The 25014-nt window shown below is 65.4% G+C and carries 26 protein-coding genes; 8 read left to right on the plus strand and 18 right to left on the minus strand.

What is annotated here, in order from left to right:
- Positions 1 to 120: 120 nt before the first annotated feature.
- Together GSQ76_RS08565 and GSQ76_RS08570 are read left to right on the plus strand one after the other, a co-directional pair.
- The gene (locus GSQ76_RS08565; protein ID WP_158743495.1) at positions 121 to 1809 is read left to right on the plus strand and encodes a gamma-glutamyltransferase family protein; all 1689 of its coding nucleotides are present in this window, start codon (positions 121 to 123) and stop codon (positions 1807 to 1809) included.
- Between the two features lie 75 nt (positions 1810 to 1884).
- Entirely contained in the window at positions 1885 to 2397 is a 513-nt protein-coding gene (locus GSQ76_RS08570) for a MarR family winged helix-turn-helix transcriptional regulator (protein ID WP_158743496.1), read from the plus strand.
- Here the strand turns inward: GSQ76_RS08570 and GSQ76_RS08575 are convergent.
- From GSQ76_RS08575 to GSQ76_RS08605, 7 genes are read right to left on the minus strand one after another with little or no spacing between them, the layout of a single operon-like run.
- Positions 2394 to 3137, minus strand: a complete 744-nt coding sequence (locus GSQ76_RS08575) for a citryl-CoA lyase (RefSeq protein ID WP_158743497.1) — start codon at positions 3135 to 3137, stop codon at positions 2394 to 2396. The genes GSQ76_RS08570 and GSQ76_RS08575 overlap by 4 nt on opposite strands.
- Positions 3137 to 4096: a nitronate monooxygenase family protein gene (locus tag GSQ76_RS08580; protein ID WP_158743498.1), complete on the minus strand. Its 960-nt coding sequence runs from the start codon at positions 4094 to 4096 to the stop codon at positions 3137 to 3139. The genes GSQ76_RS08575 and GSQ76_RS08580 overlap by 1 nt, the downstream gene beginning before the upstream one ends.
- Positions 4093 to 5697 (minus strand): AMP-binding protein, encoded by a 1605-nt coding sequence (locus GSQ76_RS08585; RefSeq protein WP_158743499.1) that lies wholly within the window; start codon positions 5695 to 5697, stop codon positions 4093 to 4095. Before GSQ76_RS08585 ends, GSQ76_RS08580 begins: the two co-directional genes overlap by 4 nt.
- Positions 5698 to 5700: 3 nt before the next feature.
- Entirely contained in the window at positions 5701 to 6465 is a 765-nt protein-coding gene (locus GSQ76_RS08590) for an enoyl-CoA hydratase/isomerase family protein (protein ID WP_158743500.1), read from the minus strand.
- Complete coding sequence (locus GSQ76_RS08595; protein ID WP_158743501.1) at positions 6465 to 7652, minus strand: CaiB/BaiF CoA-transferase family protein; 1188 nt, start codon at positions 7650 to 7652, stop codon at positions 6465 to 6467. Before GSQ76_RS08595 ends, GSQ76_RS08590 begins: the two co-directional genes overlap by 1 nt.
- Positions 7649 to 8386: an enoyl-CoA hydratase/isomerase family protein gene (locus GSQ76_RS08600; protein WP_158743502.1), complete on the minus strand. Its 738-nt coding sequence runs from the start codon at positions 8384 to 8386 to the stop codon at positions 7649 to 7651. The genes GSQ76_RS08595 and GSQ76_RS08600 overlap by 4 nt, the downstream gene beginning before the upstream one ends.
- A complete protein-coding gene (locus GSQ76_RS08605) occupies positions 8379 to 9320 on the minus strand; it encodes a hydroxymethylglutaryl-CoA lyase (protein WP_158743503.1) in 942 nt (313 codons plus the stop codon). Before GSQ76_RS08605 ends, GSQ76_RS08600 begins: the two co-directional genes overlap by 8 nt.
- 139 nt (positions 9321 to 9459) lie before the next feature.
- On the opposite strand from GSQ76_RS08605, the gene GSQ76_RS08610 reads away from it, so the two are divergent.
- Positions 9460 to 10782 (plus strand): MFS transporter, encoded by a 1323-nt coding sequence (locus tag GSQ76_RS08610; protein ID WP_158743504.1) that lies wholly within the window; start codon positions 9460 to 9462, stop codon positions 10780 to 10782.
- Positions 10783 to 10821: 39 nt separating this feature from the next.
- Positions 10822 to 11589: a 3'-5' exonuclease gene (locus tag GSQ76_RS08615; protein WP_158743505.1), complete on the plus strand. Its 768-nt coding sequence runs from the start codon at positions 10822 to 10824 to the stop codon at positions 11587 to 11589.
- Here the strand turns inward: GSQ76_RS08615 and phnF are convergent.
- The 6 genes from phnF to GSQ76_RS08645 all read right to left on the minus strand — a co-directional run bounded on the left by phnF (position 11586) and on the right by GSQ76_RS08645 (position 14785).
- Positions 11586 to 12329, minus strand: coding sequence for a phosphonate metabolism transcriptional regulator PhnF (phnF, locus tag GSQ76_RS08620; RefSeq protein ID WP_158743506.1), 744 nt, complete (start codon positions 12327 to 12329; stop codon positions 11586 to 11588). The two genes, GSQ76_RS08615 and phnF, sit on opposite strands and share 4 nt — an antisense overlap.
- 6 nt (positions 12330 to 12335) lie before the next feature.
- Positions 12336 to 12710 carry a bifunctional 2-polyprenyl-6-hydroxyphenol methylase/3-demethylubiquinol 3-O-methyltransferase UbiG gene (locus GSQ76_RS08625; protein WP_158743507.1) on the minus strand — a complete coding sequence of 125 codons (375 nt, stop codon included), beginning with the start codon at positions 12708 to 12710 and terminating at the stop codon, positions 12336 to 12338.
- A 181-nt stretch (positions 12711 to 12891) separates the two neighbouring features.
- Positions 12892 to 13101 (minus strand): hypothetical protein, encoded by a 210-nt coding sequence (locus GSQ76_RS08630; protein WP_158743508.1) that lies wholly within the window; start codon positions 13099 to 13101, stop codon positions 12892 to 12894.
- A 75-nt stretch (positions 13102 to 13176) separates the two neighbouring features.
- The gene (locus tag GSQ76_RS08635; RefSeq protein ID WP_254070309.1) at positions 13177 to 13401 is read right to left on the minus strand and encodes an AbrB/MazE/SpoVT family DNA-binding domain-containing protein; all 225 of its coding nucleotides are present in this window, start codon (positions 13399 to 13401) and stop codon (positions 13177 to 13179) included.
- Positions 13402 to 13442: 41 nt separating this feature from the next.
- Positions 13443 to 14546, minus strand: a complete 1104-nt coding sequence (locus GSQ76_RS08640; RefSeq protein ID WP_335904889.1) for an Ldh family oxidoreductase — start codon at positions 14544 to 14546, stop codon at positions 13443 to 13445.
- Positions 14435 to 14785: a RidA family protein gene (locus GSQ76_RS08645; RefSeq protein ID WP_158743509.1), complete on the minus strand. Its 351-nt coding sequence runs from the start codon at positions 14783 to 14785 to the stop codon at positions 14435 to 14437. Before GSQ76_RS08645 ends, GSQ76_RS08640 begins: the two co-directional genes overlap by 112 nt.
- Positions 14786 to 14916: 131 nt before the next feature.
- Here GSQ76_RS08645 and GSQ76_RS08650 point away from each other — a divergent pair, with 131 nt between their 5' ends.
- A complete protein-coding gene (locus GSQ76_RS08650; RefSeq protein WP_158743510.1) occupies positions 14917 to 16017 on the plus strand; it encodes an ABC transporter ATP-binding protein in 1101 nt (366 codons plus the stop codon).
- 91 nt (positions 16018 to 16108) lie between these two features.
- Here the strand turns inward: GSQ76_RS08650 and GSQ76_RS08655 are convergent, their stop codons facing one another.
- From GSQ76_RS08655 to GSQ76_RS08675, 5 genes are all read right to left on the minus strand, one after another.
- Complete coding sequence (locus tag GSQ76_RS08655) at positions 16109 to 16942, minus strand: carbohydrate ABC transporter permease (protein WP_158743511.1); 834 nt, start codon at positions 16940 to 16942, stop codon at positions 16109 to 16111.
- On the minus strand, positions 16939 to 17859 hold the full coding sequence (locus GSQ76_RS08660) for a carbohydrate ABC transporter permease (protein ID WP_158743512.1): 921 nt from the start codon (positions 17857 to 17859) through the stop codon (positions 16939 to 16941). The genes GSQ76_RS08655 and GSQ76_RS08660 overlap by 4 nt, the downstream gene beginning before the upstream one ends.
- Positions 17856 to 19178 carry a sugar ABC transporter substrate-binding protein gene (locus GSQ76_RS08665; protein ID WP_158743513.1) on the minus strand — a complete coding sequence of 441 codons (1323 nt, stop codon included), beginning with the start codon at positions 19176 to 19178 and terminating at the stop codon, positions 17856 to 17858. The genes GSQ76_RS08660 and GSQ76_RS08665 overlap by 4 nt, the downstream gene beginning before the upstream one ends.
- 99 nt (positions 19179 to 19277) lie before the next feature.
- Positions 19278 to 20162: a dihydrodipicolinate synthase family protein gene (locus GSQ76_RS08670; RefSeq protein ID WP_158743514.1), complete on the minus strand. Its 885-nt coding sequence runs from the start codon at positions 20160 to 20162 to the stop codon at positions 19278 to 19280.
- A 33-nt stretch (positions 20163 to 20195) separates the two neighbouring features.
- Positions 20196 to 20849, minus strand: coding sequence for a GntR family transcriptional regulator (locus GSQ76_RS08675; RefSeq protein WP_158743515.1), 654 nt, complete (start codon positions 20847 to 20849; stop codon positions 20196 to 20198).
- A gap of 109 nt (positions 20850 to 20958) precedes the next feature.
- Between GSQ76_RS08675 and GSQ76_RS08680 the strand changes: the two genes are divergently transcribed.
- The 3 genes from GSQ76_RS08680 to GSQ76_RS08690 all read left to right on the plus strand — a co-directional run.
- Positions 20959 to 22563: a fucose isomerase gene (locus GSQ76_RS08680; RefSeq protein ID WP_158743516.1), complete on the plus strand. Its 1605-nt coding sequence runs from the start codon at positions 20959 to 20961 to the stop codon at positions 22561 to 22563.
- A 9-nt stretch (positions 22564 to 22572) separates the two neighbouring features.
- The gene (locus GSQ76_RS08685; RefSeq protein WP_158743517.1) at positions 22573 to 24195 is read left to right on the plus strand and encodes an FGGY-family carbohydrate kinase; all 1623 of its coding nucleotides are present in this window, start codon (positions 22573 to 22575) and stop codon (positions 24193 to 24195) included.
- A gap of 94 nt (positions 24196 to 24289) precedes the next feature.
- The coding region (locus tag GSQ76_RS08690; RefSeq protein ID WP_158743518.1) for an acyltransferase at positions 24290 to 25014 on the plus strand (725 nt) is incomplete at its 3' end.

The raw sequence follows: 25014 nt of genomic DNA on the forward strand, positions 1-25014 counted from the left end.
CTTGGGCATGATCCCAATGTATTCCGAATTCACCATTGCCGCGGCACGGAGCGGCATCACTTACACTCCCCGGATGGACCAGCAATTGGTGGCCCAGGGGGCCAGCCCGAAAGGCACGCCATGACCAGCACCGCACGCCCAACGCTTTACGGCACACGGCACGGCGTATCCGCCGGGCATTACCTGGCGACGGCCGCCGGGTTCGCGATTTTGGAGGCCGGCGGCAACGCAGTGGATGCGGGTTGCGCGGCGGGGATCGCACTGGGCGTGTTGCTGCCGGATCTGGTGAACGTCGCAGGCGTCGCGCCGATCATGATCCGGATGGCGGATGGCACGCTGGAGACGATCGCCGGGTTGGGGCATTGGCCGAAGCGGCTGCCGCCGGATGTGTTCAAGGCGGCGGGGAAGATCCCGAATGGGGTGCAGCGCACGGTGATTCCGGCCGCACCCGATGCGTGGATCCAGGCGCTGGAGCGGCATGGGACGATGCGGTTCGCCGATGTCGTTGCGGCGGCGATCAAGTGCGCGGCGGAGGGGTTCGCGGTCAATCCGCTGCTGCACCACACGATCAGGACGCACGAGGCCGAGTATGCGAGTTACCCGAGCAACGCGGCGATCTTCCTGCCGGGGGGCAAGGTTCCGCAGGTCGGGGAACGGTTCGTGCAGGGCGATCTGGCGCGGACGCTGACGTATATGGCGGACCAGGATCGGGCGGCGCCGGATCGGGCCGCGGGGCTGCGGGCGGCGCATGATGCGTTCTACCGCGGCGACATTGCGCGCCAGATCGTGGCGTTCCAGGAGGCGGAGGGCGGCTATCTGCGGATGGACGATCTGGCGGAATATCGGTCGCGGATCGAGCCGGCGGTGGTGCGGTCGTGGCGCGGTCACAAGGTGGCGGTGTGTGGCCCCTGGTGCCAAGGCCCGGCGCTGCTGGAGGCATTGCTGTTGCTGGAGCAGGCTGGGATCGACGGGTTGGAGCACAACTCGGCCGTCTACCTGCACCGGCTGACGGAATGCATCAACCTGGCGATGGCGGATCGGGAGCGGTTCTTTGGCGACCCGGCGTTCGTGGATGTGCCGCTGGATTACCTGCTGGCGCCGGAAACGATCCGCAAGCGCGTGGCGCTGATGCGGGACGGCAGGGCGTTCGGGGAGATGCCGCCGGCGCAGGATGGGCCGATCGCCGGGTTCATGCCGGCGGATGCCGAGATGCCGACGGTGGAGGCGGATACCAGCTACGTCTGCGCAGTGGATCGCTGGGGCAATGCGTTCAGCGCCACGCCATCCGATGGGTCATATAACTCGCCAGTCGTGCCGGGGCTGGGGATCATTCCGTCGGGCCGCGGGTCGCAGAGCCGTCCGGACCCGGCGCATCCCTCGGGCGTGGGGCCGGGCAAGCGGCCGCGGCTGACGCCGAACCCGGCGATGGCGATCCTGGCGGATGGCGGGGTGATGCCGTTTGGCACGCCGGGTGGGGACGTGCAGATCCAAGCGATGCTGCAGGTGATGCTGAACGTGCTGCATTTCGGGATGGAGGTGCAGGAGGCGATCGAGGCGCCGCGGGTGGCGAGCTATTCGTTCCCGTCATCCTTCGCGCCGTTCGATTATTTCCCGGGGCGGCTTGCGGTAGAGTCGCGCATTCCGGTGGAAGTGCGGGCGCAGTTGAGCGCCTGGGGCCATACCGTGAAAGATTGGCCCGATGTAACGTGGCTGGCTGGTTGCGTGGAGGTGATCCGGTCCGACCCGGCCACCGGGCTGCTGGCGGCGGGCGCGGACCCGCGGCGGCCGGCCTATGCGATGGTGAGTTGATAGCCGCGAATAGACGAAGCTGGCGCGTATCGGTACAGGGGAGGCGACCGATCCATGAGCTGAAGTGAGACCCGAATGGCGAAACCCGCCCGACGCGCCAGCGCCGCATCCGCGAGCCAGCTTTCCATTCGGGACCTCATTTCCTATCGCTTGTCGCGCACCGCCAGCCTGATGTCGCGCGGTGCGGCGCTGCGCTATCGGCGCGAATTCGATGTGAGCCTGGGGGAATGGCGTGCGCTGGCGCTATTGGCGACGGGCGCGCCACAATCGCTGATCCATTTGTCGCGCGCCGCCGGGCTGGACAAGGCGCAGATGAGCCGGGTAGTGACGTCGCTGATCGACCGGCATCTGGTGCTGCGCGAGATGTCGCCCAGCGGTGGCCGGGCTGTGGAATTGAGCCTGACGAAAGAGGGCCGCCGGGTGTATGTCGGGCTGATCGCGTCCGCAGGGGAGCGGGACCGCGCGTTCCGGGCTGCCTTAGGCCCGGCCGAATTGGCGGTGCTGAATGGGGCGCTGGACAAGCTGGCAGACGCGGCGCGGTTGTTCATAAAGGACGAGTCGGCGCTGACCCTCGCGGACGAGGACTAGGGATTCTCGTACGGGATTCCTTGCCGTGCCAGATCCCAGACATGGCGGGCGGAGTGGGTGGATTGCTCCTCCAATACATGCCCGGCCAGGCCGCCAGCGCGGGATACTACGGCCATGGCGCGCATGACCGGCACGGGAATGCCGATTTCCAGCAGCAGCGCCGCGATGGCGCCGGTGGCGTTGACGGTGATGTGCCGGCCAGCCGCGGAATCCACTGCCTGGCTCAGAAGGTGTAGCATCGGGACGAACCGCTGGTCGCGCCCGTTTTCGGCAGCGATGGCCAGCAGCCGTGGGGTGCGGGGATCATCTGGCTTGTGGGTGCGATGGCCGAAGCCGGGGACGATCTGTTTGGTGGCGCGGGCCTGTTTGGCCAGGTCGGTGCAGTATCGCGCCGGGTCGGCGGATTGGGCGCCTTCAGCCAGGATGCGGGCGCAGCCCTCCATCGTACCGGCAAACACGTCGCCGATCGCCATCAGCCCGGCGCCCATTGCGACCTGAATTTGATCGGGCACGCTATCGGCCATCAGGCGGGTGACGAGCGTGGCGGGGTTCAGCCCGTGCTCCATCAGCGTGACCAGGCATGCGTCGAGCACGCGGGTTTCCGGCGGTTCCGGCATGCGGCCAACGACTAGAAAATACAGTATTTCGGTGAAGCTGTGCCGGCCGATGAGATCGTTCACCAGATCCCGCCCGCGCACCGTGATGCTGGTGGCATCGGAGGTCGCGATGTGCGTGCGCATCAGACGGGCTGCGGCATGTGGCGGAGCGCGGCGAGGTATTCGTTGGCGATGCGGCGTGTCAGATCCCCGGCGGGCACGATGTCGTCGACTAGGCCGACGGATTGGCCGGCCTCCAACTTGCCCTCCGCCAGGTCGCCATCGAAGGCAGCCATTTTCAGCGTGCTGGCGGCGAAAACGGTTTTGCGGTCGTCCATTGTGGCGCCCTCCGCTTCCATCGTCATCATGCGTTCGGCGAAATCGTTGCTGAGCGTGCGGATCATGCCCATGCCGCGGCCGACCGTGCGAGTGCTGTCGATTCCAGCGGATAGCACGGCCTGCTTATAGGCCGGATGGACGTTCGCCTCCGGCGTGGCGATGAAGCGGGTGCCAAAATTCGCCGCACCGGCACCCAGCGCGAGCGCAGCTGCTAGTCCGGCGCCATCCGCGAAGCCGCCGGACGCGATGATGGGGATGCGGCCGGCCAATGCGCGGACCACGGCGCGGACGACGACCAGGGTGGAGACGAGTTCGGCCGGCGGATGGCCGCCAGCCTCGCCACCCACGACGACCAGGCCATCGACACCGGCAGCCGCGGCCTTGGCAGCATGTTCTTCGCCGGCCACGACATGCAGGCAGATCGTGCCGAGCGCCTTGAACCGGTCCAGATATCGCTTAGGCCCACCCTGGGAGGCGATGAGGATCGGCACACGCCGCTCGGCCAGAAGATCCAGCACTTCGTCGGCACCCTGGCGATACAGCGGCATGTTCACCGCCCAGGGGCGATCGGTGCCGGCCTGCATCTCGTCCAGGGCCCGCACTAGATCGTCGCGGCGCATCGGCCCGGCGGCGATGACGCCCAGGCCGCCAGCGTTCGCCACCGCAAGCGGCAGGGCGGAGTTGGAGGACGCCCATGACATGCCCGCCTGGGCAATCGGCAGGTCGATCCCCAGCAGACGGGTGATGTCGGTCGGGATCTTCATCCAGCCAGGCCCATCAGTTTGCGGGCGTGGGCTGCGAGTGGCTTCTTTTGCACCTTGGAACTCGCCGTCATGCCAATCGACTCGAAATCTTCGACGACCCAGACGTGGCGCGGCACCTTGAACCCGGCGATGTGGTCCTTGCACCAGGCCATGATCGCGCCGGGGTCGCAGACGAAACCCTCGTTGGGGATGACGAACGCGGCGACGACCTCCATCAGTCGCGGGTCGGGCACGCCGACAACGGCGGCTTGCCGAATGGCGGGATGGCGGTGCAGCAGGTTTTCAATTTCGGCTGGGGAGACGTTTTCGCCGCCAACGCGCACGATGTCCTTCACGCGGCCCAGGAACTCCAGCCGGCCATCGTCACCCAGGCGGCCGAGGTCGCCGGTGGACAACCAACCGTCTGGGGTCAGTGCCTCCGCGGTTTCCTTTGGCTTATCGAAATAGCCACGCATGACGTTCCAACCGCGGACCACGATCTCGCCGGGCGTGCCGGCGGGGCAGGGCGTGCCGTCTTCGGCTTGGATGATGACTTCCACGCCGGGTTGCAGACGCATGCGGGAGGCGGTGCGGGTCTCCTCCGGCTCCCACCAACAGGATTGCGCGATGTTGGGGGAGGCTTCGGACAGTCCGTAGCCGGCGACGCATTCCTTCGCACCCAATTCGTCGATGATGCGGCGCATGACGGTGGGGGACGCGGCGGCCCAGGCGCCACGCAGGAAGAAGCGGCGGTCCGAGCGGCTGGGGTGATTTAGCAGCATCAGCGCCATGGTGTCGTTGCCGGAGAAATGGGTGCAGCGTTCCTCCTCCAGCAGGCGAAGCGCCTCGTCGGCCTCGAACCGGTCCATGGTTATCAACGTCACGACGTGTTGCAGCGCGGAGAGCACGGAGAGGGTGCTGCCGGCGACATGGAAGAATGGGCGGGCGGAGTGGTAGCGGTCGGCAACGCGGAATCCGATGCGGCCACCGGAGAAATAGGCGTTTGCCAACATATTGGTGTGCGTCAGCATCACGCCCTTGGGGAAAGATGTGGTGCCGGAGGTGTATTGGATCAGCAGGACATCGTCCGGCGTGCACGCGGCGTCGGCCGGGCCGGTGGCTTGGGCCATGAAATCCCCCATGCCGATGGCGCCCGGTGGCACATCGTCACCCAGCACCACCAGGCGGCGCAGATCGGGCAATGCCCCGCCGGGGAGGGTCGTGTCGATCTCGGGACAGATTTCCCGCAGCATGGCGATGAAATCGACCTTCAGGAACCGGTCGGCGACGAACAACATCGTCACGCGGGATTGACGTAGCGCGTAGGCCATCTCCTCCGCCCGGAAGCGGGTGTTCATCGGCACGGTGACGGCGCCGATCGAGCCCAAGGCGAGGAATAGGACGATCCAGTTCGCGCCATTGCCAAGGCAAAGTCCGACATGGTCGCCGTGCTCCACACCGGCCGCTGTCAGTGCCGCACGGGTTTTCGCCACGGCCGCGCCCAGTTGCGCGTAGCTGAGCCGCCCGTCGGAGGCGACGATTGCCTCAACCTCCGGTGCCACGGCGATGGCCCGGCGTAGCGCGTCATCCGTGGTCAGCGGGCACATGGAAGCGAGGTTCATGGTCTAGCCCTCCGCCTTGCCGGTGACGTCGCGGGAAAAGCTGTCGATCCCCTTGCGCCAGCCGCCATCGGCCAGAATACGCTCGATCTGCGCCAGTTCGATGCGGATGCCGGTCGCGAGGGCGACTTCCTCACCCAGTTCCACCGCTTGTTTGGTCAGTGCCATGGCGAGCGCGGGGGCCTTGGCAATTTGGGCAGCGACTTCTTCCGCCGTGGCGGCGACGTCGTCGACCAGGCGGGCGACCAGGCCCAGGCCGTAGGCCTCTTCGACCGGCATGGCGCGGCCGGTGAACAGCAACTCCTTTGCCCGGCGCTTGCCGATGACACGCTGTAGCCGCTGCGTGGCGCCGACCGTCCCCCATTGCGGCTCCGGAAAGCGGAAGCTCGCCTTTGGGGAGGCGATGATGAAGTCGCAGGCCATTGCGATTTCCCCGCCCGATCCGACGACCGGGCCATCGACCACGGCGACTACCGGCTTGCTGCACCGCTCGATGGTTTCGTAGGCGCTGAAGGCGGCTAGGCGGCGGTTGCGCACCCAGGTCTCGTCCTTACCCTGGCGCTCCTTCAGGTCGGCGCCGGCGCAGAACACTGGGCCAAGTGCATCCAGTAGCACGATCCGGGTGTCGGCATCACCGTCCAACGTGGCGAAGACTTCCCGCAGGGCCAGGCACATCGGCAGGTTCAGCGCGTTGCGGGCGGCGGCGCGGTCTAGCGTGACGCGCGCGACCGGGCCATCCTGGCGAAGTTGGACGTGGGCGGCTTCGGTCATCAAATCACCCGTTCGGCGCGAAGCCCGGCGATGGCGGCGCTGTCCATGCCAAGGTCGTTGTGCAGTACGTCATCGGTGTCCGCACCCAACAGGGGCGGCGTGCCGGTGATGGGATTGTCGAACCCGTCGAAGCGTAGCGGGTTACGTAATGCCGCGAACTTGCCCTCCGTCGGATGGTCGAACCCGGCAATCATGCCGCGGGCCAGGATGTGTGGGTCGTTCAGAATGTCGCGCACTGTGTTCACCTCGCCAGCCGGGACACCCTGGGCGCGAAGTGCTTCCGCCAAGGGCGTGCGGTCACGCTGGGCGATGGCAGCACGTAGGGTGGCCATAATCTCGTCACGCCGGGTGACGCGGGCGGCGTTCTCGGCAAGCGCCAGGTCGTCGGCCATCTCGGCTAGCTCCAGCACGCGGCAGATCTTCTGCCAATGCTGGTCGCTGCCGCTGATGTGCAGCCAACCGCCATCGCGGCATTGGAACGCGGCCGAGGGGACACGGCCCATATGCTCAGTTCCGACGCGCTGCGGGTCCTCGTCCAACGCGAACAGCCGGGCGGCGGCGATGCTGAGCAGGCTGGTCTGCACGTCCATCATCGCCAAATCCACGTAGCAGCCGCGCCCGCTGGCGTTGCGGCCTACCAGACCGGTGAGGATGGAGATGGCAATGTATAGGCCAGACGTAAGGTCGGCGAAGGGCAGCCCTACCTTTGCAGGCGGTGCATCCGGATATCCTGTCAGGTCCATCACGCCCGATAGCGCCTGGAACACGGTGTCGTAGCCATTGCGGTTGCGGTAGGGGCCGGTCTGGCCGAAGCCGGTGTTGGACACGTAAATCATGCGCGGATTGTCGGCACTGAGGCTGGCGTAATCCAGCTTGTATTTGGCCATTTCGCCGGGCAGGAAGTTCTCCACCACCACGTCGGCCTGCGCGACCAGGCGGCGGGCGATGTCTTGCCCGGCTGTGGATTTCAGGTTGAGCGTGATCGATTTCTTGGCCCGGTTCAGCGCAAAGAAGTATGCGCTTTGCCCGTGGGGCAATTGCGGTTCGAAGCTGCGAGATTCGTCACCGGTCCGCGGGCGCTCGACCTTCGTGACGTCGGCACCTAATTCGGCCAGGATCTGGGTGGCGAAAGGGCCAGCCAGCACGCGGGAGAAATCGAGGATCTTGACTCCAGCCAGCGGCTTCACTTGGAACTGCCCCGAAAGCTGCGCATCAGCGCGTTGACGTCCCGGCCAGCGGCCATGGCGGCATCGTAGGGCAGGTCGGCGACGCGGTAGAACAGGCTCTTTGCCGCCTGCATCGCCAGCGGGTTCGCGGCAGCCCAAACGGCGGCGATTTCGATGGCGGTGTCCATCACTTGGTCGGGTGCAACGACTCGGTTGGCAAGGCCCAGCCTCAGCGTTTCCTCGGCGCCCAACAGGCGGCCCATGCTGAACAGTTCGAACGCGATCTTGCGGCCGAGTTGGCGTTGCATGCCCGTCATCACAAGGGCGGGAACGATGGAGTGTTTAAGCTCCGGATAACCGAACTTCAGGTCTGTGCCAGCAACCATCATGTCGCAGCCGATTGCCAGCCCGGCGCCGCCGCCAATGGCCGAGCCGCGCACGGCGGACACGACAGGCTTGCCCAGGTTTTGCAGGATGGATTGGGTGCGGCAGGTCAAATCCGCGCGCTTGACCACTAGGTGCTGATGGTCCGGCGTCAGATCCTTGAACTCCGCCAGGTCGGCGCCGGCGCAGAAGCCCCGACCCTCGCCGGTGAGGATGATGGCGCGAACGGAGTCGTCCTGGTTCGCGGCGTCCAGCGCGTCCAGCAGCGCCTGGGTTAGTGCGGTGTTCAGCGCGTTCAGCTTGTCCGGCCGGTTCATGCGAAGGATACGGATGGCGTCGCGGTTTTCGGTCAAGATCAGGTTGTCAGGCATGTTGCAGGCTCCGTTGCGGGGGCAGGCCGAACCCGGCACGCGCCACCATGCTTTGTAGTTCGCGGCCCAGCACCTGCTCGCACAGTTGGGATGCTGCGAGGACGGCGTCCATGTCCAAGCCGGTCGGCACGCCCTCGGATTCCAGCAGGTTCACCAAGTCCTCGGTGGCGACGTTACCCGTGAAGCCGCCGCCATATTGGATTTGCGCCGGGTGGCCGCCGACGCCGCCGAACGCGCTGTCGAAATAGCGGCACCCGGCGTCCAGCGCGGCCATGCAATTTGCCAGTCCGGTGCCGCGGGTGTTGTGGAAATGGGCAACGGGGGTGATGCCGGGGATTGCCGCCACGCGGCGAAATAGGGCGCGGACGGTGCTGGGGGTGCCGTGCCCGGTGGTATCGCCGAGCGCAACCAGGCCGACACCCAATGCGGCAAACCGCTCCACATCGGCCACGACCACGCCGGGGTCGACTGCGCCTTCGAACGGGCAGCCGAGTGCCACGGAGATGACGCCGACCAGGCGGAACCGCCCGGCGGCCAGGCGCACCATCTCTGCCACGCTGGCCCATTGGGCGTCACGGGTGGTGCGCAGGTTCCGCTCGGTATGGCTGGCGGTGGCGGACACCAGCAGGCTCAGTTCGTTGGCGCCATGCCCGGCATCCAAATCGGCGAGGGCGCGGCTGATAGCACGGGGGTTGGGGCAGGTGGCCTTGTAGTAGACGCCGGGCTTGCGGGTGATGCCTGCCAACACGTCGGACGCGTCGCGAAAGGCGGGAACGCGGTCGGGGTGGCTGTAGCTGGTCGCCTCGATCCGGGGGAATCCGGCGGCGGTGAATGCGTCGATGACGGCGATCTTGTTCGCGGTCCAAAGCGGTTCGGTTTCATGCTGCAGGCCGTCACGCGCGAAGCACTCGCATATGGTCACTGGATCGGACATGGCCCCACCACCATTGGTCTTCGTCATTGGACGATGGGAGTACCGAAGCGTGTTGACGATGTCAACACTTCCATGTTGACGTTCCGGCGTCCGTGTTGATAGACGCAACATCAAGCGCGATGCGCATCGGGGGGAGAGAATGCAGCAGGTTGCGACGTCCGTTGGTGCGTTGGACAGCGATTCCGCAGGGGCGCTGTATCGCAAGATTGCCTGGCGCATCATGCCGCTGGTGCTGCTGTGTTACGTCGCCAACTACATCGATCGGACCAACATCGGCATCGCGCAATTGAGTTTGCGCAAGGATCTCGGCTTTTCGGAGCAAGTGTACGGGATCGGCGTTGGGCTGTTCTTCATCGGGTTCATTCTGTTCGAAGTGCCCAGCAACATGCTGCTGGACCGGATCGGCGCGCGGAAGACGCTGTTGCGGATCATGGTGGGCTGGGGCGTCGTGTCGGCCGCTACCGCGTTCGTGCGCACGCCGTATGAGTTCTATGCCGCGCGCATTCTGCTGGGCATGGCGGAGGCGGGGTTCTTTCCGGGCATCCTGCTATATCTCACGTACTGGTTTCCGTCCGCCCGCCGCACGCGGATGACGGCGATGTTCTTCATGGGGCTGCCGCTATCCGGAATCATCGGCTCGCCGCTCTCGGGCTGGATCATGCACAGCTTCCCGGGCGTGTATGGGCTGCGGGAATGGCAGTGGCTGTTCCTGTTGGAGGGTGTCCCGTCCATCGTGCTTGGCGTGGCGGCGTTCTATGTGCTGCAGGACCGGCCGGCCGACGCAACCTGGCTGAGCCCGGCGGAGAAGGCGATAGTCGCTGCCGATATCGCGGCGGAGCAGTCGGCAAAGGGGCAGGGTGGCCACGGTTCCCTGCTGGAGGCATTTCGTAATCCGCGCGTGTATGTGCTGGGCCTCGTCGGGTGCGGCACGTATACGCTGGCCAATGCGGTGTCGTTCTGGTCACCGCTGATCATTAGCGCGTCCGGCGTCAAGGATGTGCTGAATGTCGGGTTGCTCGCTGGGATCGCGCCGTTGATCGGTGTTATCGCGATGGTGATCGTGGGGTGGCATTCGGACAAGACGCTGGAGCGGCGGTGGCACGCTGCATGTTCGGAGTTCGTGGCCGCGGCGGCGTTGGTGGCGCTGTCGCTGACGGTAGGGTCGCCCTATCTGACGGTCGTGCTGATCGCGATCATGACCGCCGGGCATTATTGCGGGCTGACGGTGTTTTGGTCGATCCCGTCGGTGTATCTGTCGGACCGGGCGAAGGCGGGTGGGATCGCGATCACCACCGCGTTCGGCTCCACCGCGGCGGCGTTGACCCCGGCGATGCTGGGATGGATCCGGGTCGAAACGGGGAGTTTGAGCCTGGGCCTACAGATCTCGGCCGCGATCATCACCATGGGCGGTCTCGTGCTGCTGATCGGCGTGCCGGCGCGGGTGCTGCGGGAGCGTGCGTAAGGCGGTTTTATTGGCGCCGCGCCTGCCAATATAAAGGGCATGAGCCCTAGCCCGGACATTTTGCGCGTGATCGACCTGGAAACCACGGGAGATGGTTTCGCCGATGGCGGGGTGGTGGAGGTGGGGTGGCAGGACCTTGCCCTGGGGGCGATTGGCGACTGGTCGTTGCGTGGGCCGGTAGGGTCGCGGCTGGTGCATCCTGGCAACCCGATCTCCCCAGCGACCTCGGCCATTCACCACATCATCGATGAGGATGTGGCGAACGCGCCGGGCTGGGCGGAAGCCGCGCCCAGAGTGTTGCAGCCGCCGGGCAGGCTCGCGCTCGCTGCGCACCGGGCGGCGTTCGAACAGCGCTGGTGCACGCCGAAGCTGAGTGGGCAGGCGCGCTGGATCTGCACCTATAAATGTGCGCTGCGGCTGTGGCCGGAGGCGCCGACGCATTCCAACCAGGGCCTGCGATATTGGCGGCGGCCGGAGGGTTTGGACCGCGCCACTGGGCTGCCCGCGCACCGGGCTGGGCCGGATGCGTATGTGACGGCGCATCATTTGCGCGACATGCTGGCACTGGTGGACGTGGACCAGTTGCTCGTCTGGTCGGCGGAGCCGGCGTTGCTGGTGCGGGTGCCGATGGGCCCACTGCGCGGGCGGCGCTGGCAGGATTTGGACGCTGCCAGTTTGGACAGTGTTTTGGCAGGCGTTTTCGGGCGCGGGGCAGATCTGATGTTCACTGCGCGGACGGAGCGGGATCGACGCGGTAGCGTGGCGCCAGAAGAAACCGTAGCACCGCAGTTGCAGTTGTTGCTCTAGGGTGCGGAGCGCGCGTGCCACTCAGTAAGGTCGAAGGTGACACGGTCGGAACACCAGGTCGCCCTGCCATACAGGATCGGGCCGCCGTCGAGATCGGTATCCAGGCGGGTGACGACGAAGACCGGCGACGATATGGCCTGGCGTAGTAGTCGCGCCTCTTCCTCGCTGGGCATGCGCGCTTCGATCTGGGTGGAAGCGCGTAGGTAGTCCTTGATGCCGTAACTGGCGAGCGTGGCCGTATAGGTTGCGTGCTCGGCCCGGCGGCGCGGAAAGTCCGGCAAGCGGTTCAGCGGCAGGAACACATCGGCGAGTTCGATCGGGATGTCGTTGGCTTTTCCGATGCCGCGGCGATGCACCACGGATTGCCATTCCGGAATACCCAGTTTCGCAGCGATGTCAGGGCCGGCGGGGACCACGGTTTGCGATAGGACTTCGCCACCTGGGTCGAACCCCTGTTCGATGAGGTTGCGGGAGAAGCGGGTGCGTTCGGAGAGTGGGTAGGTGAGCGTGGGGGCGTGGACGAAGGTGCCGCGGCCTTGCTCGGCACGCACGAGGCCGCGGTTTTCCAAGCTGGCGATGGCCTGGCGGATGGTGAAGCGGCTGACGCCGAAACGGATCATCAAGGCGGGCTCGGTGGGCAACTGGGCGCCGGCAAGAAGGGCGCCGACGAGAATGTCCTGCGCGAGGGCCTGCTCGACCTGCAGCCACAGCGCATTGCCGGTTTTGCGTTTCAGCGCCATGCCGGGTCACTCGGTCTTGACGAGGCGGAAGAGGAGTTTGTGGACGGCGTAGTAGTCCACGGCGTCGAAGCAGTCGCTCCACGGAGAAAGGTCGGTGGTTGCGACGAACTCGGCGGGCGCATTGCCGACCAGGGTTTGGGCGGCGGCGATGAATGCCTCGGCGATGTCGACCCCCAAGGCACGGCGATAGGGTTTTTGCGCGTGGAGGAGGCGGAGGAAGCCGCCGCGGTTGCAGCCGAAATCGAGCACCGCGCGGGTGGAAAGGTCGGCTTCGGGAATCGTCCGGATGAAATGGTTCCAGAGGGGGCGATGCGCCTCCTCCATGGTGGGCTCGCGAGTGGGGTCGGCGTGCCATGTGTTGTATTTCAGTGTGGTTGCCATCGGGCGGAAGCCTTTGCGCTTATTCATCCGGACGACCGGACATAGCGTAACTCGAGTTGGTTGGCAAGTGGAACGGCTAGAACGGGTTGCAAATGTGCAGCGCGCTGTCCAGGACCATGTCGTGCTGCATGGCCTCCGACCAAAGCGTGTCGCAGCCAGTGTGCATGGGCGGGGGCGGCAATCATCGCGTCGTGAAGGAGAGTCGATAGCGCTCGGCGAGGCATAGGCCCGTCGTGTGGACCGCGAGCGTGTTCGGCTGGACGGTCAGGAGGACGCGTAGCACTGTGAGGATGTTGTGGGTGTCGGGCCAGGACAAGCGCCGCTTGCGACGCAACAGTTTGGTCACTCCGTTCAGCACCTGGACGCTGATAAAGCCGCCGTCGTTCAACATGGTCTCGGCACGTTCCGCCTTCGCCGGGTCGGCAGAGACCAGGTAGATCAGGACATTGGTGTCGAAGAAGCTACCTTATATTGGCCTCTTCGCGGTCGAACTTGAAATCCGCAGGCAGGAGACCGCGATAGGCGCGAAGGTGTTCCAGTCGGTCCTGCCGCCCGGCGTGCGCGCGACGGCGAACTCGTTGCCGTCGGCCACCCGGATTTCGATTTCGTCGGCCGCGCGCAACTGCAAGATCTCGACGACGTCGGCAGGGAGGCGGATAGCAAGGCTGTTGCCCCATTTTGCAACTTGCATGGCGCACCTGGATATACGGGTGGCGGATTGTCTATCCGCCGCTAGGCGGGCAGCAAGGATCGCAACTCCGTCCATACCGCCGGGTCGATCGGGGCAGATGGTTGGGAGCGGGCGATGAGGCGGCGACCGCCCGGAATATAGGTTTGGCCGGCATCCTGAAGCGCGGCCACCAGTGTGCTGACGCGGGCGGGCAACGGCGCCAGGCCGTCCGACCCGGCGGCGGGATCGATGACGATGATCGTCTGGCCGGTGCAGCCGGTTTTTGCGCCGGGGTAGGCCGAGGAATCGACCTCGAACGAGAAATTGGCCCCCACCAGAGCGGCGCAGAGGATTTCAACCATCAGCGAGATCGCTGCCCCCTTGTAGCCGCCGAAGGGAAGCAGTGCGCCGCCATCCAGGATGGCCGCTGGGTCGTTTGTGGGCTGGCCGGCACGGTCCAGTCCAGCGCCATACGGCAAATCGTGCCCGGCCTGTTGGGCCACGCGCACATCGCCGAGGGCCGCGGTGGAGGTGGCCTGGTCGAACACCAAAGGCGCGCCGTCGGCAGTGGGGGCGGCGAACGCGATTGGGTTGGTGCCGTAGACCGCGCGGGACCCGGCATGCGGCGCCACGACGGCGATGGAGTTTACCACCGTCAGCGCCACCAGGCCCTGTAAGGCAAACGGCTCCACATCGAGGTAGAGCGCGCCAAGGTGGTGCGATTGGCGGATGGCCAGCACGGCGATGCCGTTGGTGCGGGCCTTTTGCACCAGCAGTGGCGCCGCCTCCGCCAGGGCGATCTGGGCGAAGCCATTCTTCGCATCGGCACGGACGAAGCCCGGTGCGGCGTCCGCAATTACCGGTTCCGCCCTGCCATCCACCCAGCCGCTTCGCAACGTCGACACGTAGTGCCGCATGCGGAACAGGCCGTGGCTGGTGCTGCCATCCCGCTCCGCCGTGGCGCAATTGGCAGCGAGGATGGTGGCGACATGGGGCGAACACCCATGCGCCACCAGGATGGACGAGAGCAGGCCAGGTAGGTCGGCAGATTGGCTCAGGGGAGGGCGGCCACGCCGGTGATTTCGACCCGCCAGGCCGGGTTCACCAACTTGGCCTCCACCGTGGCGCGGGCTGGCGGGTTGGCCTTGTCCAGCCAGGCATCCCAGGCGCGATTCATCGCAGCCACGTCGGTGATGTCGGTGACGAAGATTTGGATCGAAATCAGGTGGCTTTTATCCGTCCCGGCCTCCGCCAGGATCGCGTCAATCTGGCGCAGGACGTCGGCGGTCTGCCCCTCCATATCCAGCGTGGCGTCATCCGCCACCTGTCCGGCGAGGTGGACGAGGCCGCCATGGATGACGGCGCCGGATAGGCGGCCCTGGGGTTGGATGCGGCGCAGCGTCATGGTTGGTCCTTCAGGTTACGCATAATCAGTCCAGCTTTGAACGAAACTTGCAAGCATAGGCCTGTGACGGGACTGAGGATGAAGCTATGATGGTGCGAAGCCGTCGTTAGATGCGGAAGCAAGGGGCGCCTATGGCACATGTTTCGGTTCGCAAGATCGTCAAGCAATACGAGACCTATCAGGCGGTGCACGGCATCGACCTGGAGATCGCCGACAAGGAATTCGTCGTGCTGGTCGGCCCGTCCGGTTGCGGCAAATCCACGACGCTGCGGATGATTGCCGGGCTGGAGGAAATTAGCTCGGGAGAGATCCACATCGACGGGCAGGTCGTGAACGACATGCCCCCGCGCGATCGCGACATCGCCATGGTCTTCCAGAACTACGCGCTGTATCCGCACATGACCGTGTTCGACAACATGGCGTTTGGGCTGAAGCTGCGGCATTTCGCCAAGGCCGACATCAAGGAGCGGGTGGACCGCGCGGCCAAGATCCTGGACATCGTGCCGCTGTTGGCGCGCAAGCCAAAGGCGCTATCCGGCGGGCAGCGGCAGCGCGTTGCCATGGGCCGCGCCATCGTCCGCAATCCGAAGGTGTTCCTGTTCGACGAACCGCTTTCCAACCTCGACGCAAAGCTGCGCGTGCAGATGCGGACCGAGATCAAGAAGGTCCACCAGATCGTGCCCACCACCACGGTCTACGTGACGCACGACCAGATTGAGGCAATGACGCTGGCCGACCGCGTGGTGGTGATGAATGCCGGGCGGATCGAGCAGGTCGGCCCTCCGCAGGAATTGTATCACAACCCGGCCAACCGCTTCGTCGCCGGGTTCATCGGCAGCCCTGGCATGAACTTTCTACCGGTGACGGTCGTGGCGCACGGCGAAGGTCTGGGCGTGCGGTTGACGGACGGCACCGTGCTGGCGATTCCCGCGGCACGCGTCGCACGGTATGCGCCCTACAAGGATCGCAACATGGTGCTGGGCCTGCGGCCGGAGCATTTGACGGATGTGGCGGATGCCGGGCGCGATGGCTTCGTGCCGCTGATGGCGATCGTCGATGTGGTGGAGCCGATGGGCATGGAAACGCTGATCCACTTCTTCATCGGCGATGCCCCAGTGATCGCGCGTTGCGACCCGGCCACGACGGCGCAGCCGGGCCAGCCGCTGCCGCTGGTGGTGAATATGAACCACATGCATCTGATGCAGGCCGATGAGTCTGGAGCCGTCGTTTAAGCGCAGGGGATAGTCATCCCCTGCAACCCCTTGAGGTCAAGGTGTCCAGAGGACGCCTGTCCGCTGGTGGGGTTTGGGGCAAAGCTCGAGGCTAGCCGCCCTTGACGCCACCCGCCGTGAGTCCGGCAACAATCTCCCGCTGCATCGCCAGCGTCAGCAACAGCACCGGCGCCGTGACCAGCAGGGCCGATGCCGCCAGCGGACCCCAACTGATCTGTTCGAACGTCAACGTGTTGTAGACCGCCACCGGCAGGGTGCGCGTCGTACGGCCGGCGAGGACCACGCCGAAGATGAAGTTGTTCCAACTGAAGATGAACGACAGAATGGTGGCCACGGTGATACCAGGACGCGCCAGCGGCAGAGCAACGCGGTAGAAGGCCTGCCAGATGGTGGAGCCGTCGACCAAGGCTGCCTCTTCCAACTCGTTCGGCAGCCCTTCGAAGAACCCGACCATGACGTAGACGACGATGGGCACGGTGATCACCAGATGGGTGATGACGATGGGCAGCAACGTTCCGGTCAGGTTCAGCCATTGAAACAACAGGAATAACGGCACCAGGTAACTGAGACCCGGCGTGATGCGGGCCACCAGGATGAGCGCGGCCGATGCCGATGCCTTCGCCTTGGCGATGCCGTAGCCAGCGGGGACGCCGACGAGCAAAGCGAAGCCGGTGGCGCTGAACGAGACGATGATTGAGTTGATCGTGTAGCCGACGAAATCATTCTGCTCGAACACGGCGCGGAAATTGTCGAGCGTGAGGGTGGTGGGGAAGAACACCGGCGGATAGGCGGTGTTGTCGACCTCCGTCTTTAGCGCCAAGGACAGCATCCATAGGAAGAACAGAAGCGCGGGCGATACCAAAATCAGCACCGAGATGGCGAGGCCGATCTTGCCGCCGATGCGCTTGGCGCGACGCCGGGTCATGCCGCCTTCGCCTTCTTACGGGTGCCCATCAGCACGAGGGTGACGGCCATGATGAGGATGAAGAACACCACGACGATCGCCGAGGCGTAGCCGATGTCGTAATAGGAGAAGGCTTCCTGGTAGAGGTACAGGTTCAGCGTCTCGCTGGAGGTGCCGGGGCCGCCACCGGTGATGACGAAGATGGTGTCGAACGCCTTCAACGCGTCGACGGCGCGCAAGACCAGAGCGACCATGATGAATGGCCAGACCAGCGGGAGCGTGATGTGGCGGAAGGCCTGCCAGCCGGATGCGCCATCGAGCGCGGCAGCCTCATACGGATCTTGCGGCAGGCTGGCGAGGCCGCCGAGCACGATAAGCATGATCAGCGGCGTCCATTGCCAGGTTTCCACCATTACCAGCGTCGGGATGACGGTTGCGCTGTCGTAGACCCAAGTGGAGGGCGGGAGGCCCACGGAGGTGAGCAAGTAGTTCAGCACGCCCAATTGCGGGTGGAACATCATCGTCCAAACCAGGGCGATGGCGACGGGTGTCGCCATCATGGGCAGGATGAAGATGGTGCGCGCCAGGCCTCGCAGCGGAAAATGTTTGTTGAAGCACACCGCCGCGGCCACGCCGATGAGGGTGGGGAAGATGACCGCGAGCGCGGTAAAGTAGAAGGTGCGGATGATCGCCCAGATGAACCGATCATCGCTGAGCATCCGTTCGTAATTGGCCAATCCTACGAATCTCATGGCTCCGCCGACATGGAAGTCCTGCAGCGACATGAACAGGGTGAAGATCCAGGGAAAGACGATCACCGCAGCCACGACGATGCCCGCCGGCAGAATGAACAGCCAGTAGCTGCGGGCGTAGTTGCGGCTGGATGGGCGCGCCGCCGCGTTGCTGGCGGGCACCACCGTGGTTGCGGCGTGACTCATCCCTGCAGAGACTTTTCCAAGATTGGCTTGAAGTTTTCGGTCGCCTTCTTCAATTCGGTCGCGGCATCCGCGCCGCCGATCATGTTGGTGAGCGCCACGCCGAACGTGTCGCGGAATTCGTTCACCGGAATGATTTCCGGCAGGCCGGAGCGGGCGATCTTCGCGCTGGCCAGCAGGGTGCCCAGCCATTCCTGGCCGAACGGGCTGTTCGCCATCAGCCCCTGGTCCTGATAGGTGCTGAGCCGCGGGGAGGCGCCGCCGCCAGCGCGCACCATGTTCAGCAGCATTTGCTTGCCGGTGGCCCACTGGCAATACAGATAGGCCGCGTTCTTCACCTTGCTTTGCGAGGTGACGCCGACGGCATCGGTAAAGACGGAACAGCCATGGCCCGTCGGCCCGGCCGGCATGGTGACGAAACCCACCTGGTCGGCGATCTTGGACTTTGTCTTGTCCACCAATGGCGGGGTGAAACCGACACCATCCATCCACATGGCGACCTTGCCCTGCATGAAGCTGGTTTGGCATTCGTTCCAATTGAAGCCGACGACGCCGGGGGGTGCGGAGTCCCGCATGATCGACTTGTACATTTCGGCGGCGGCGATGGCCTGCGGCGTGTCGGTCAGTAGGGTATGGGCGTCGGGGGTGATCGTCTCCTGGTTCTGGCCCAGCAGGAAGTTGGTCCAGACGGGGACGTTGGCGTTGCGCAGGCCTCGGCCGACGAAACCATAGGTCTGGCTGGATTTATCGGTCAGCGCGCGGGCGGCGGTCAGCATTTCGTCGAAGGTGGTGGGCATCTTGATGCCCTTGTCGGCGAACAGCTTCTTGTTGACGTAGATCAGCCAGAAATCCGACTCTAGCGGCAGGGAGTCCATGCGGCCGTCGGGCTGGGTGGCGGTGGTGCGGCTAGAGGGGCTGAAATCGGTGAAGTCGAAATCCGGCGCGGTGAGCGCTGCGTTTGCGACGTAGGGACGCAGATCCTCCAGCCACTTGCCTTGGCCGATGATACGCTTGGAGACGTGTAGGGAGTAGTGGAGCACGTCGAAACTGGGGCGCCCGGTGGACAGTTCCAGGATCGCCTTGGAGCGCTGCTGCTGCTCGGGCATTTGCTCGGAATCGACCTTGATACCGGTCAGCGCCTCGAACTCTTTCTGATATTTCTGAAGCGTATCGGCGCGCGGGTTTTTCGACATGGTCACGACGACCGTCTGGCCCTTGCATTGTTGCCAGTCGAACTTGGATTGGGCGTTGGCTCGGCTGATCAACGCGGGCGCGGCGAGGATGGCGGCGGAGCCCTGCAGAAGTGTACGGCGGGTTACCATGGTTTGTTTCCTCCTCCGGCTGGGCCGGGTGCACTCTGTGTGCTTGTTACGGTCGGTCTCGACAGCGCTTGGACACGCTGCCCTGGTAAGGCTCGTCCTTTATGCGGCAACGTCCTGTTGCAGGGCGCGCAGCCCGGCGGCGACGCGATGGCCCTCCGCCCAACTGGCGGCATGGAGTGGTGGGCGCACATGGGACCAGGCGGGCTCGCCCGTCAACTCGGCCAGGGCGGCTTTCAGCGTGGGGCAGAACGGGCCGGTCATCAGGTCGACGGCGGCCTGCATCGGGCCGGCGGCGGCCGGGTCGCGGAACAGGGCGTGGACCATGCCGGGTACCAGATTGGCCATGCCGCAGATCGTGCCGGTGCCGCCCTCGGCCAGGGCGCGGGCGATGTCGACTTCATTGCCGATGGTGACGGCGACGTCGGGCGCGGCGGCACGGAATGCGCGGAAATGCTCGAAATTGCCGCTGCTATCCTTCACGCCCGCCAGCAGCTTGCCGAAGCGGACGCGCAGATTGGCCAGCACGGCGGGCGGGATCGCGACGCCGGAGACTTGCGGGATGTGGTACAGCGTGGCCCGCAGGCGGTCATCGGCTACGCCCTCGATGATCGCGGCGAAAGCGTCTTCCAGGCCGGTGGCAGAGGCGTCCCGGTAGAAATAAGGCGGCAGGATCAGCATGTGCTGCAGCCCGAGCGCCAGGGCGCTTTTGGACAGGGCGATCGTGTCGGGCACGGCGGGGAAGCCGGTGCCGAGGGCCAACTGGTTGGGGGCGACGCCGGCCTTCAGCAGGGCGGACACTGTCTCCAGCCGTTCCGTCGCGGAGAAGGAGGTGCCTTCGCCGGTGGTGCCGAATAACACGAGACCTTCCACGCCTTGGCGGAACAGCCAGGCGCCGTGCTCGGCCAGGCGGGCGTGGTCTACACTACCGTTGGCCGCCAGGGGTGTTGCGGTGGCGACCCAAAATCCGCCGATGCCGTCTGTCACGTTTCCTAGTCCTTCTTGGTTCGTGGGCTTGATTTAGTCTGCTTCGTCCAGGGCCAGCGCGCGGCGGCGGGCGGAGGCGAGGTGGGATTTCAGGGCCTTCAGCGCGCCCTTGGCATCACGTTTGGCGACGGCCTCCAGCATCGGGCGATGTTCGTCCAGCGCCGGGTCCAGCACGTCGGGGGACAGGGTGACGCGGTCGTACATCATGATGCGTATGCGAATGGCGTTGACCCGGTGCACGTCGTTCAGCAGCGGATTGCCGAGGCTTTCGACGATCAGGTCGTGGAAGCCCCAGTCGATGGCTTGGGCACGAGCCACTAGCTTCGGATCGATCTTGCCGGTTCGCGCCTGGGCGGTAACGTCGGCCAGGCCGGCAACCTGTTGGGCGACGGTTTCGTCGGAGGCGGTGCGGACGAAATGGACAATCGCCTCGCTCTCGATCATCTCGCGCAACTGGAAGGCGTAACGGATCAGGCGCGGATCGGCGCCGGTGATCTGCAGGCCGCGTTGGGCGAGGGTTTTGACGAGGCCCTCCGCCTCAAGCCGGGGGATCATTTCCCGGATAGCGCCGAGCGGGAAGCCGACCAAGGCGGCAAGGTCGCGCTGCGTGACGAACTGGCCTGGCAGCAACTGGCGATCCAGCAGCTGGCGGGTGAACGCGTCATAGGCTTGTGCGCGCAGCGTCATGCCGGCAGTTAGGAACTAACATGTCAGTCTGTCAACGTCCGTTGCGTGGGCGGTGGGTCGGCCCTAGGATGGGCCAAGCGAACAAGACGAATTCGGGGAACGCCATACGATGACAAATCCCAAGCAGGTTCTGTTGGTGGCCAGCGGCGACCTGCGGCAGAGCGCCAATGCGATGTGCTGGCCCGCGCAGGCCGCGATGGAGACGCAGCTATCAGCGGCCGTGGCGGCCTGCGGCAGCACGGTGACGCGGGCGCATCCGGTGGACGCGGCAACAGGCCACGGATTTATCGCCAGCCAGAAACAGGGCATGGCAATCTTCGCCGAACTCGACCCCGACGCGCCGATCATCGTGGCAGAGGCGGTTTGGCAGTATTCGCATCACGTGCTGGCGGGGCTGACGAGCCATCGCGGCCCCATCCTGACGGTGGCAAATTGGTCGGGGCAGTGGCCCGGACTGGTGGGCATGCTGAACCTGAACGGCTCGCTGACGAAGGCGGGGGTTCGCTACAGCACCTTGTGGAGTGAGGATTTCACCGACGCATTCTTCACCGGCAAGCTGCGGGAGTGGCTGGCGGAGGGCTGGATCACACACGACACAACTCATGTGCGTAAGTTCATGCCGAGTGCCGCGCCGGGGCAGGCCCAGGGGATTGCCGAGACAATCGCCGCGGATCTGCGGCGGCGCAAATCGATCATGGGTGTGTTCGATGAGGGCTGCATGGGGATGTACAACTCCATCATCCCCGACGAATTGCTGGCGCCGTTGGGCGTGTTCAAGGAACGGTTGTCGCAGTCCAGCCTGTATGCCGCGGCGCGTGAAGTGCCGGAGGCGGAGGCGCGCGCGGTGTATGATTGGCTGGTGAACGCCGGCATGAAGTTCCATTTCGGTGCCGACCCGGCGACCGAATTGACCGAGACGCAGGTATTGGACCAGTGCCGCACCTACATCGCTGCAGTTCGTATAGCCCAGGAGTTCGGGTGCGAGACGATCGGCATCCAGTATCAGCAAGGGTTGAAGGATCTGCTTCCCGCGTCGGATCTGGCGGAGGGATTGTTGAACAATGACGACCGGCCGCCGGTGTTCGGGGTGGACGGAGTGGCGATCCGGGCGGGGCGAGCGATCCCGCATTTCAACGAGGTGGATGAGTGCGCCGGGTTGGACGCGCTGTTCACCAACCGGGTGCATCGCGCGTTGGGTCAGCCGGTAGAAACCACGCTGCACGACCTGCGCTGGGGCGACATCGACCGCAGCGGCTCGACCAGCGAATATGTGTGGGTGTTCGAGATCTCGGGCGCAGCTCCACCGGCGCATCATGTGGGCGGATGGCGCGGGACGGACAGCATGCGCCAGCCGCCAATGTATTTCCGCTTGGGCGGCGGCACAGTGCGCGGTGTGGCCAAGCCAGGCGAGATCGTGTGGTCCCGCATTTTCGTCGAGGGCGGCAAGCTGAAGATGGACCTCGGCCGCGGCCACGTCGCGGACCTGCCGATGGAGGAGACGGAGCGGCGGTGGCGCGACACCACGCCGCAATGGCCGATCATGCATGGCGTGCTGCACGGCGTGTCGCGCGACCAGATGATGGCGCGGCACAAGGCGAACCACGTGCAGGTCGTCTACGCCAACTCGGCGGCCGAGGCGGATCTGGCAATGGCGACCAAGGCGGCGCTGGCGGCGGAACTGGGGCTGGACGTGTTCATCTGCGGCAAGGCCTGAGCCGCGGCGATGGATGTCGTCATCGGCGTTGACGTCGGCACCGGCAGCGCGCGGGCCGGGGTGTTCGACCCGGCAGGTACCATGCTGGCCCAGTCCAGCCGGCCCATCCGCACCTGGCGCCCGGCAATGAATTTCGTGCAGCAATCCAGTGGCGATATCTGGGCGGCAGTGTGTGCCTCGGTTCGCGAGGCGATGGCGGCGGCCGGGCCGCATACCGTGCGCGGGATCGGGTTCGACGCGACGTGCTCGCTGGTGGTGCTGGATGCGGCGGGGCGGCCGGTGTCGGTCGATCCGGACGGCGCTGCGGAGCAGGACATCATCGTGTGGATGGACCATCGGGCGGCCAGCCAGGCGGACCGGATCAACGCCACCGGGCACGACGTGCTGCGCTATGTCGGCGGTCGTATTTCGCTGGAGATGGAAACGCCGAAGCTGCTGTGGCTGAAGGAGGAGATGCCGGAAACCTGGGCTCGGGCGGCTCATTTCTTCGATTTGCCGGACTACCTGACGTGGCGCGCCACCGGGGCACTGTCCCGCTCGCTATGCTCCACCGTGTGCAAGTGGACCTATCTTGGGCACGAAGCACGGTGGGACGAGAGTTTCTTCCGCGCCATCGGGTTGGGCGCGTTGGCCGATGAGGGATTTGCGCGGATCGGGCAAACCGTGCTGCCGATGGGGGCACAGGTCGGCGCCGGGTTGTCGGCCGCAGCGGCGGATGAGTTGGGCTTGGCGCCGGGTATTCCGGTCGGCGCCTCCGCCATCGATGCGCATGCGGGCGGCCTTGGCGTCATCGGCGCGACGCTGGATGGGCCGACGGATTTGCGACGCCGGGTGGCATTGATCGGCGGCACGTCCAGTTGCCACATGGCGGTGTCGCCGGAGCCGAATTTCGTCCCCGGGGTTTGGGGGCCGTATTTCTCCGCCATGGTGCCAGGAATGTGGCTGAACGAGGGTGGTCAGTCGGCGACGGGTGCGCTGATCGATCACTTGGTGCAGACCCACGCCGTCTACCCGGCGGTGGCACAGCAGGCGCAGCAGACCGGCCAGCATGTGTTCGCGCTTTTGGCCGACCGGTTGGATACGCTGGCCGCCGGGCAGGACACGGCACGCCTGACGGCAGGGCTGCATGTGATGCCGGACTTCCACGGCAATCGCTCGCCCCGGGCGGATGCGACGCTGCGCGGGATGGTCAGCGGGTTGTCTTTGTCTGCCACGGTGGATGATCTGGCGCTGCTGTATCTGGCGGCGGTGCAGGCGGTGGCATACGGGACGCGGCATATCATCGAGACAATGAACGCGAACGGCGCGGCCATCGACACCATCCTGGCCTGCGGCGGCGGCACGAAGGACCGCGTTTTCCTGCGCCAACATGCGGATGCAACCGGCTGCCGGGTGGTGCTGCCGCGGGAGCCGGAGGCTGTGCTGCTGGGCGCCGCGATGCTGGGGGCGGTGGCGGGCGGTGTGCATGCCGACATCCAAGGCGCCATGGCCGCGATGAGTGCGGCTGGCACCGTGATCGAGCCCGCCGTCGCCACCCGAGCCTATCACGATGCCAAATACGCGGTGTTCCAGCGGATGCATCAGGACCAATTGTCCTATCGGGCTGTGATGGCGGTCACAGCGGCGCAGTGAGCGTTGGGTCGGCCCACTAGCGTTAGCAGGGCGTTGCTTCCACGATGACGCCGGGTCGCGCGGACAGGCGCGGCGACGTGCGGTAAGGTGCGAAATGAGCGGAGAAATTCGGTCGCTCACCGGGTTACGCGGTGTCGCGGCAACCCTGGTGATGGTGGATCACTACACGGCGCTCGATTTCAGCTATCGATTCCCGGGCAATCTGCTGCCGCACATGTATGTCGCCGTCGACATTTTCATGATCCTCAGCGGTTTCGTGCTGGCGATGGTCTATGAGAAGCGTTTCGCCGGCGGAAATGTATGGGCCGCGACCGCTCTGTTTCTGAAGCACCGGGTCGCCCGGCTGTACCCATTATTCCTGGTGATGACGCTGGTGTGCTTCGTTCTATGCCGGGAGGGCTGGCTCACCTTTCTCCACCCCGATGTTACGTTCGGGGGGTTAGCCGCGAATTTGGCGGGGATTCAGACCTGGATCTGGCCATGGTCCAGCCTGGACGGTCCAGCATGGTCGATCAGCGCGGAATGGGCGGCCAATCTGTTGTTTCCGCTGCTGATGCCGCTGGTGCTGTTGGGGCCGGCGCTGCTGGCAGTGGCAACGGTGCTGGTGGCGCTGGTGGTGTTGGTGGGTTCGGCAGTGCTGTTCGGCAGCCTGTTCGATGTGCCGGCAGCCGGCGTGGTGAACGTCATCAGCGGTCCGCAGGCGCTGGGGCGGTGCGTGCCGGAGTTCGTGTTCGGCATGGCGCTGTGGCGGCTGCGATCGAGAGCAGGTTGGGCGAGCGTGTTCGCAGGCACCTGGGTGCAGGTGGCGTTGCTGGTAGG

It is taken from the genome of Acidisphaera sp. L21 (assembly GCF_009765685.1).
In the GTDB taxonomy this organism is placed as follows: Bacteria; Pseudomonadota; Alphaproteobacteria; order Acetobacterales; family Acetobacteraceae; genus LMUY01.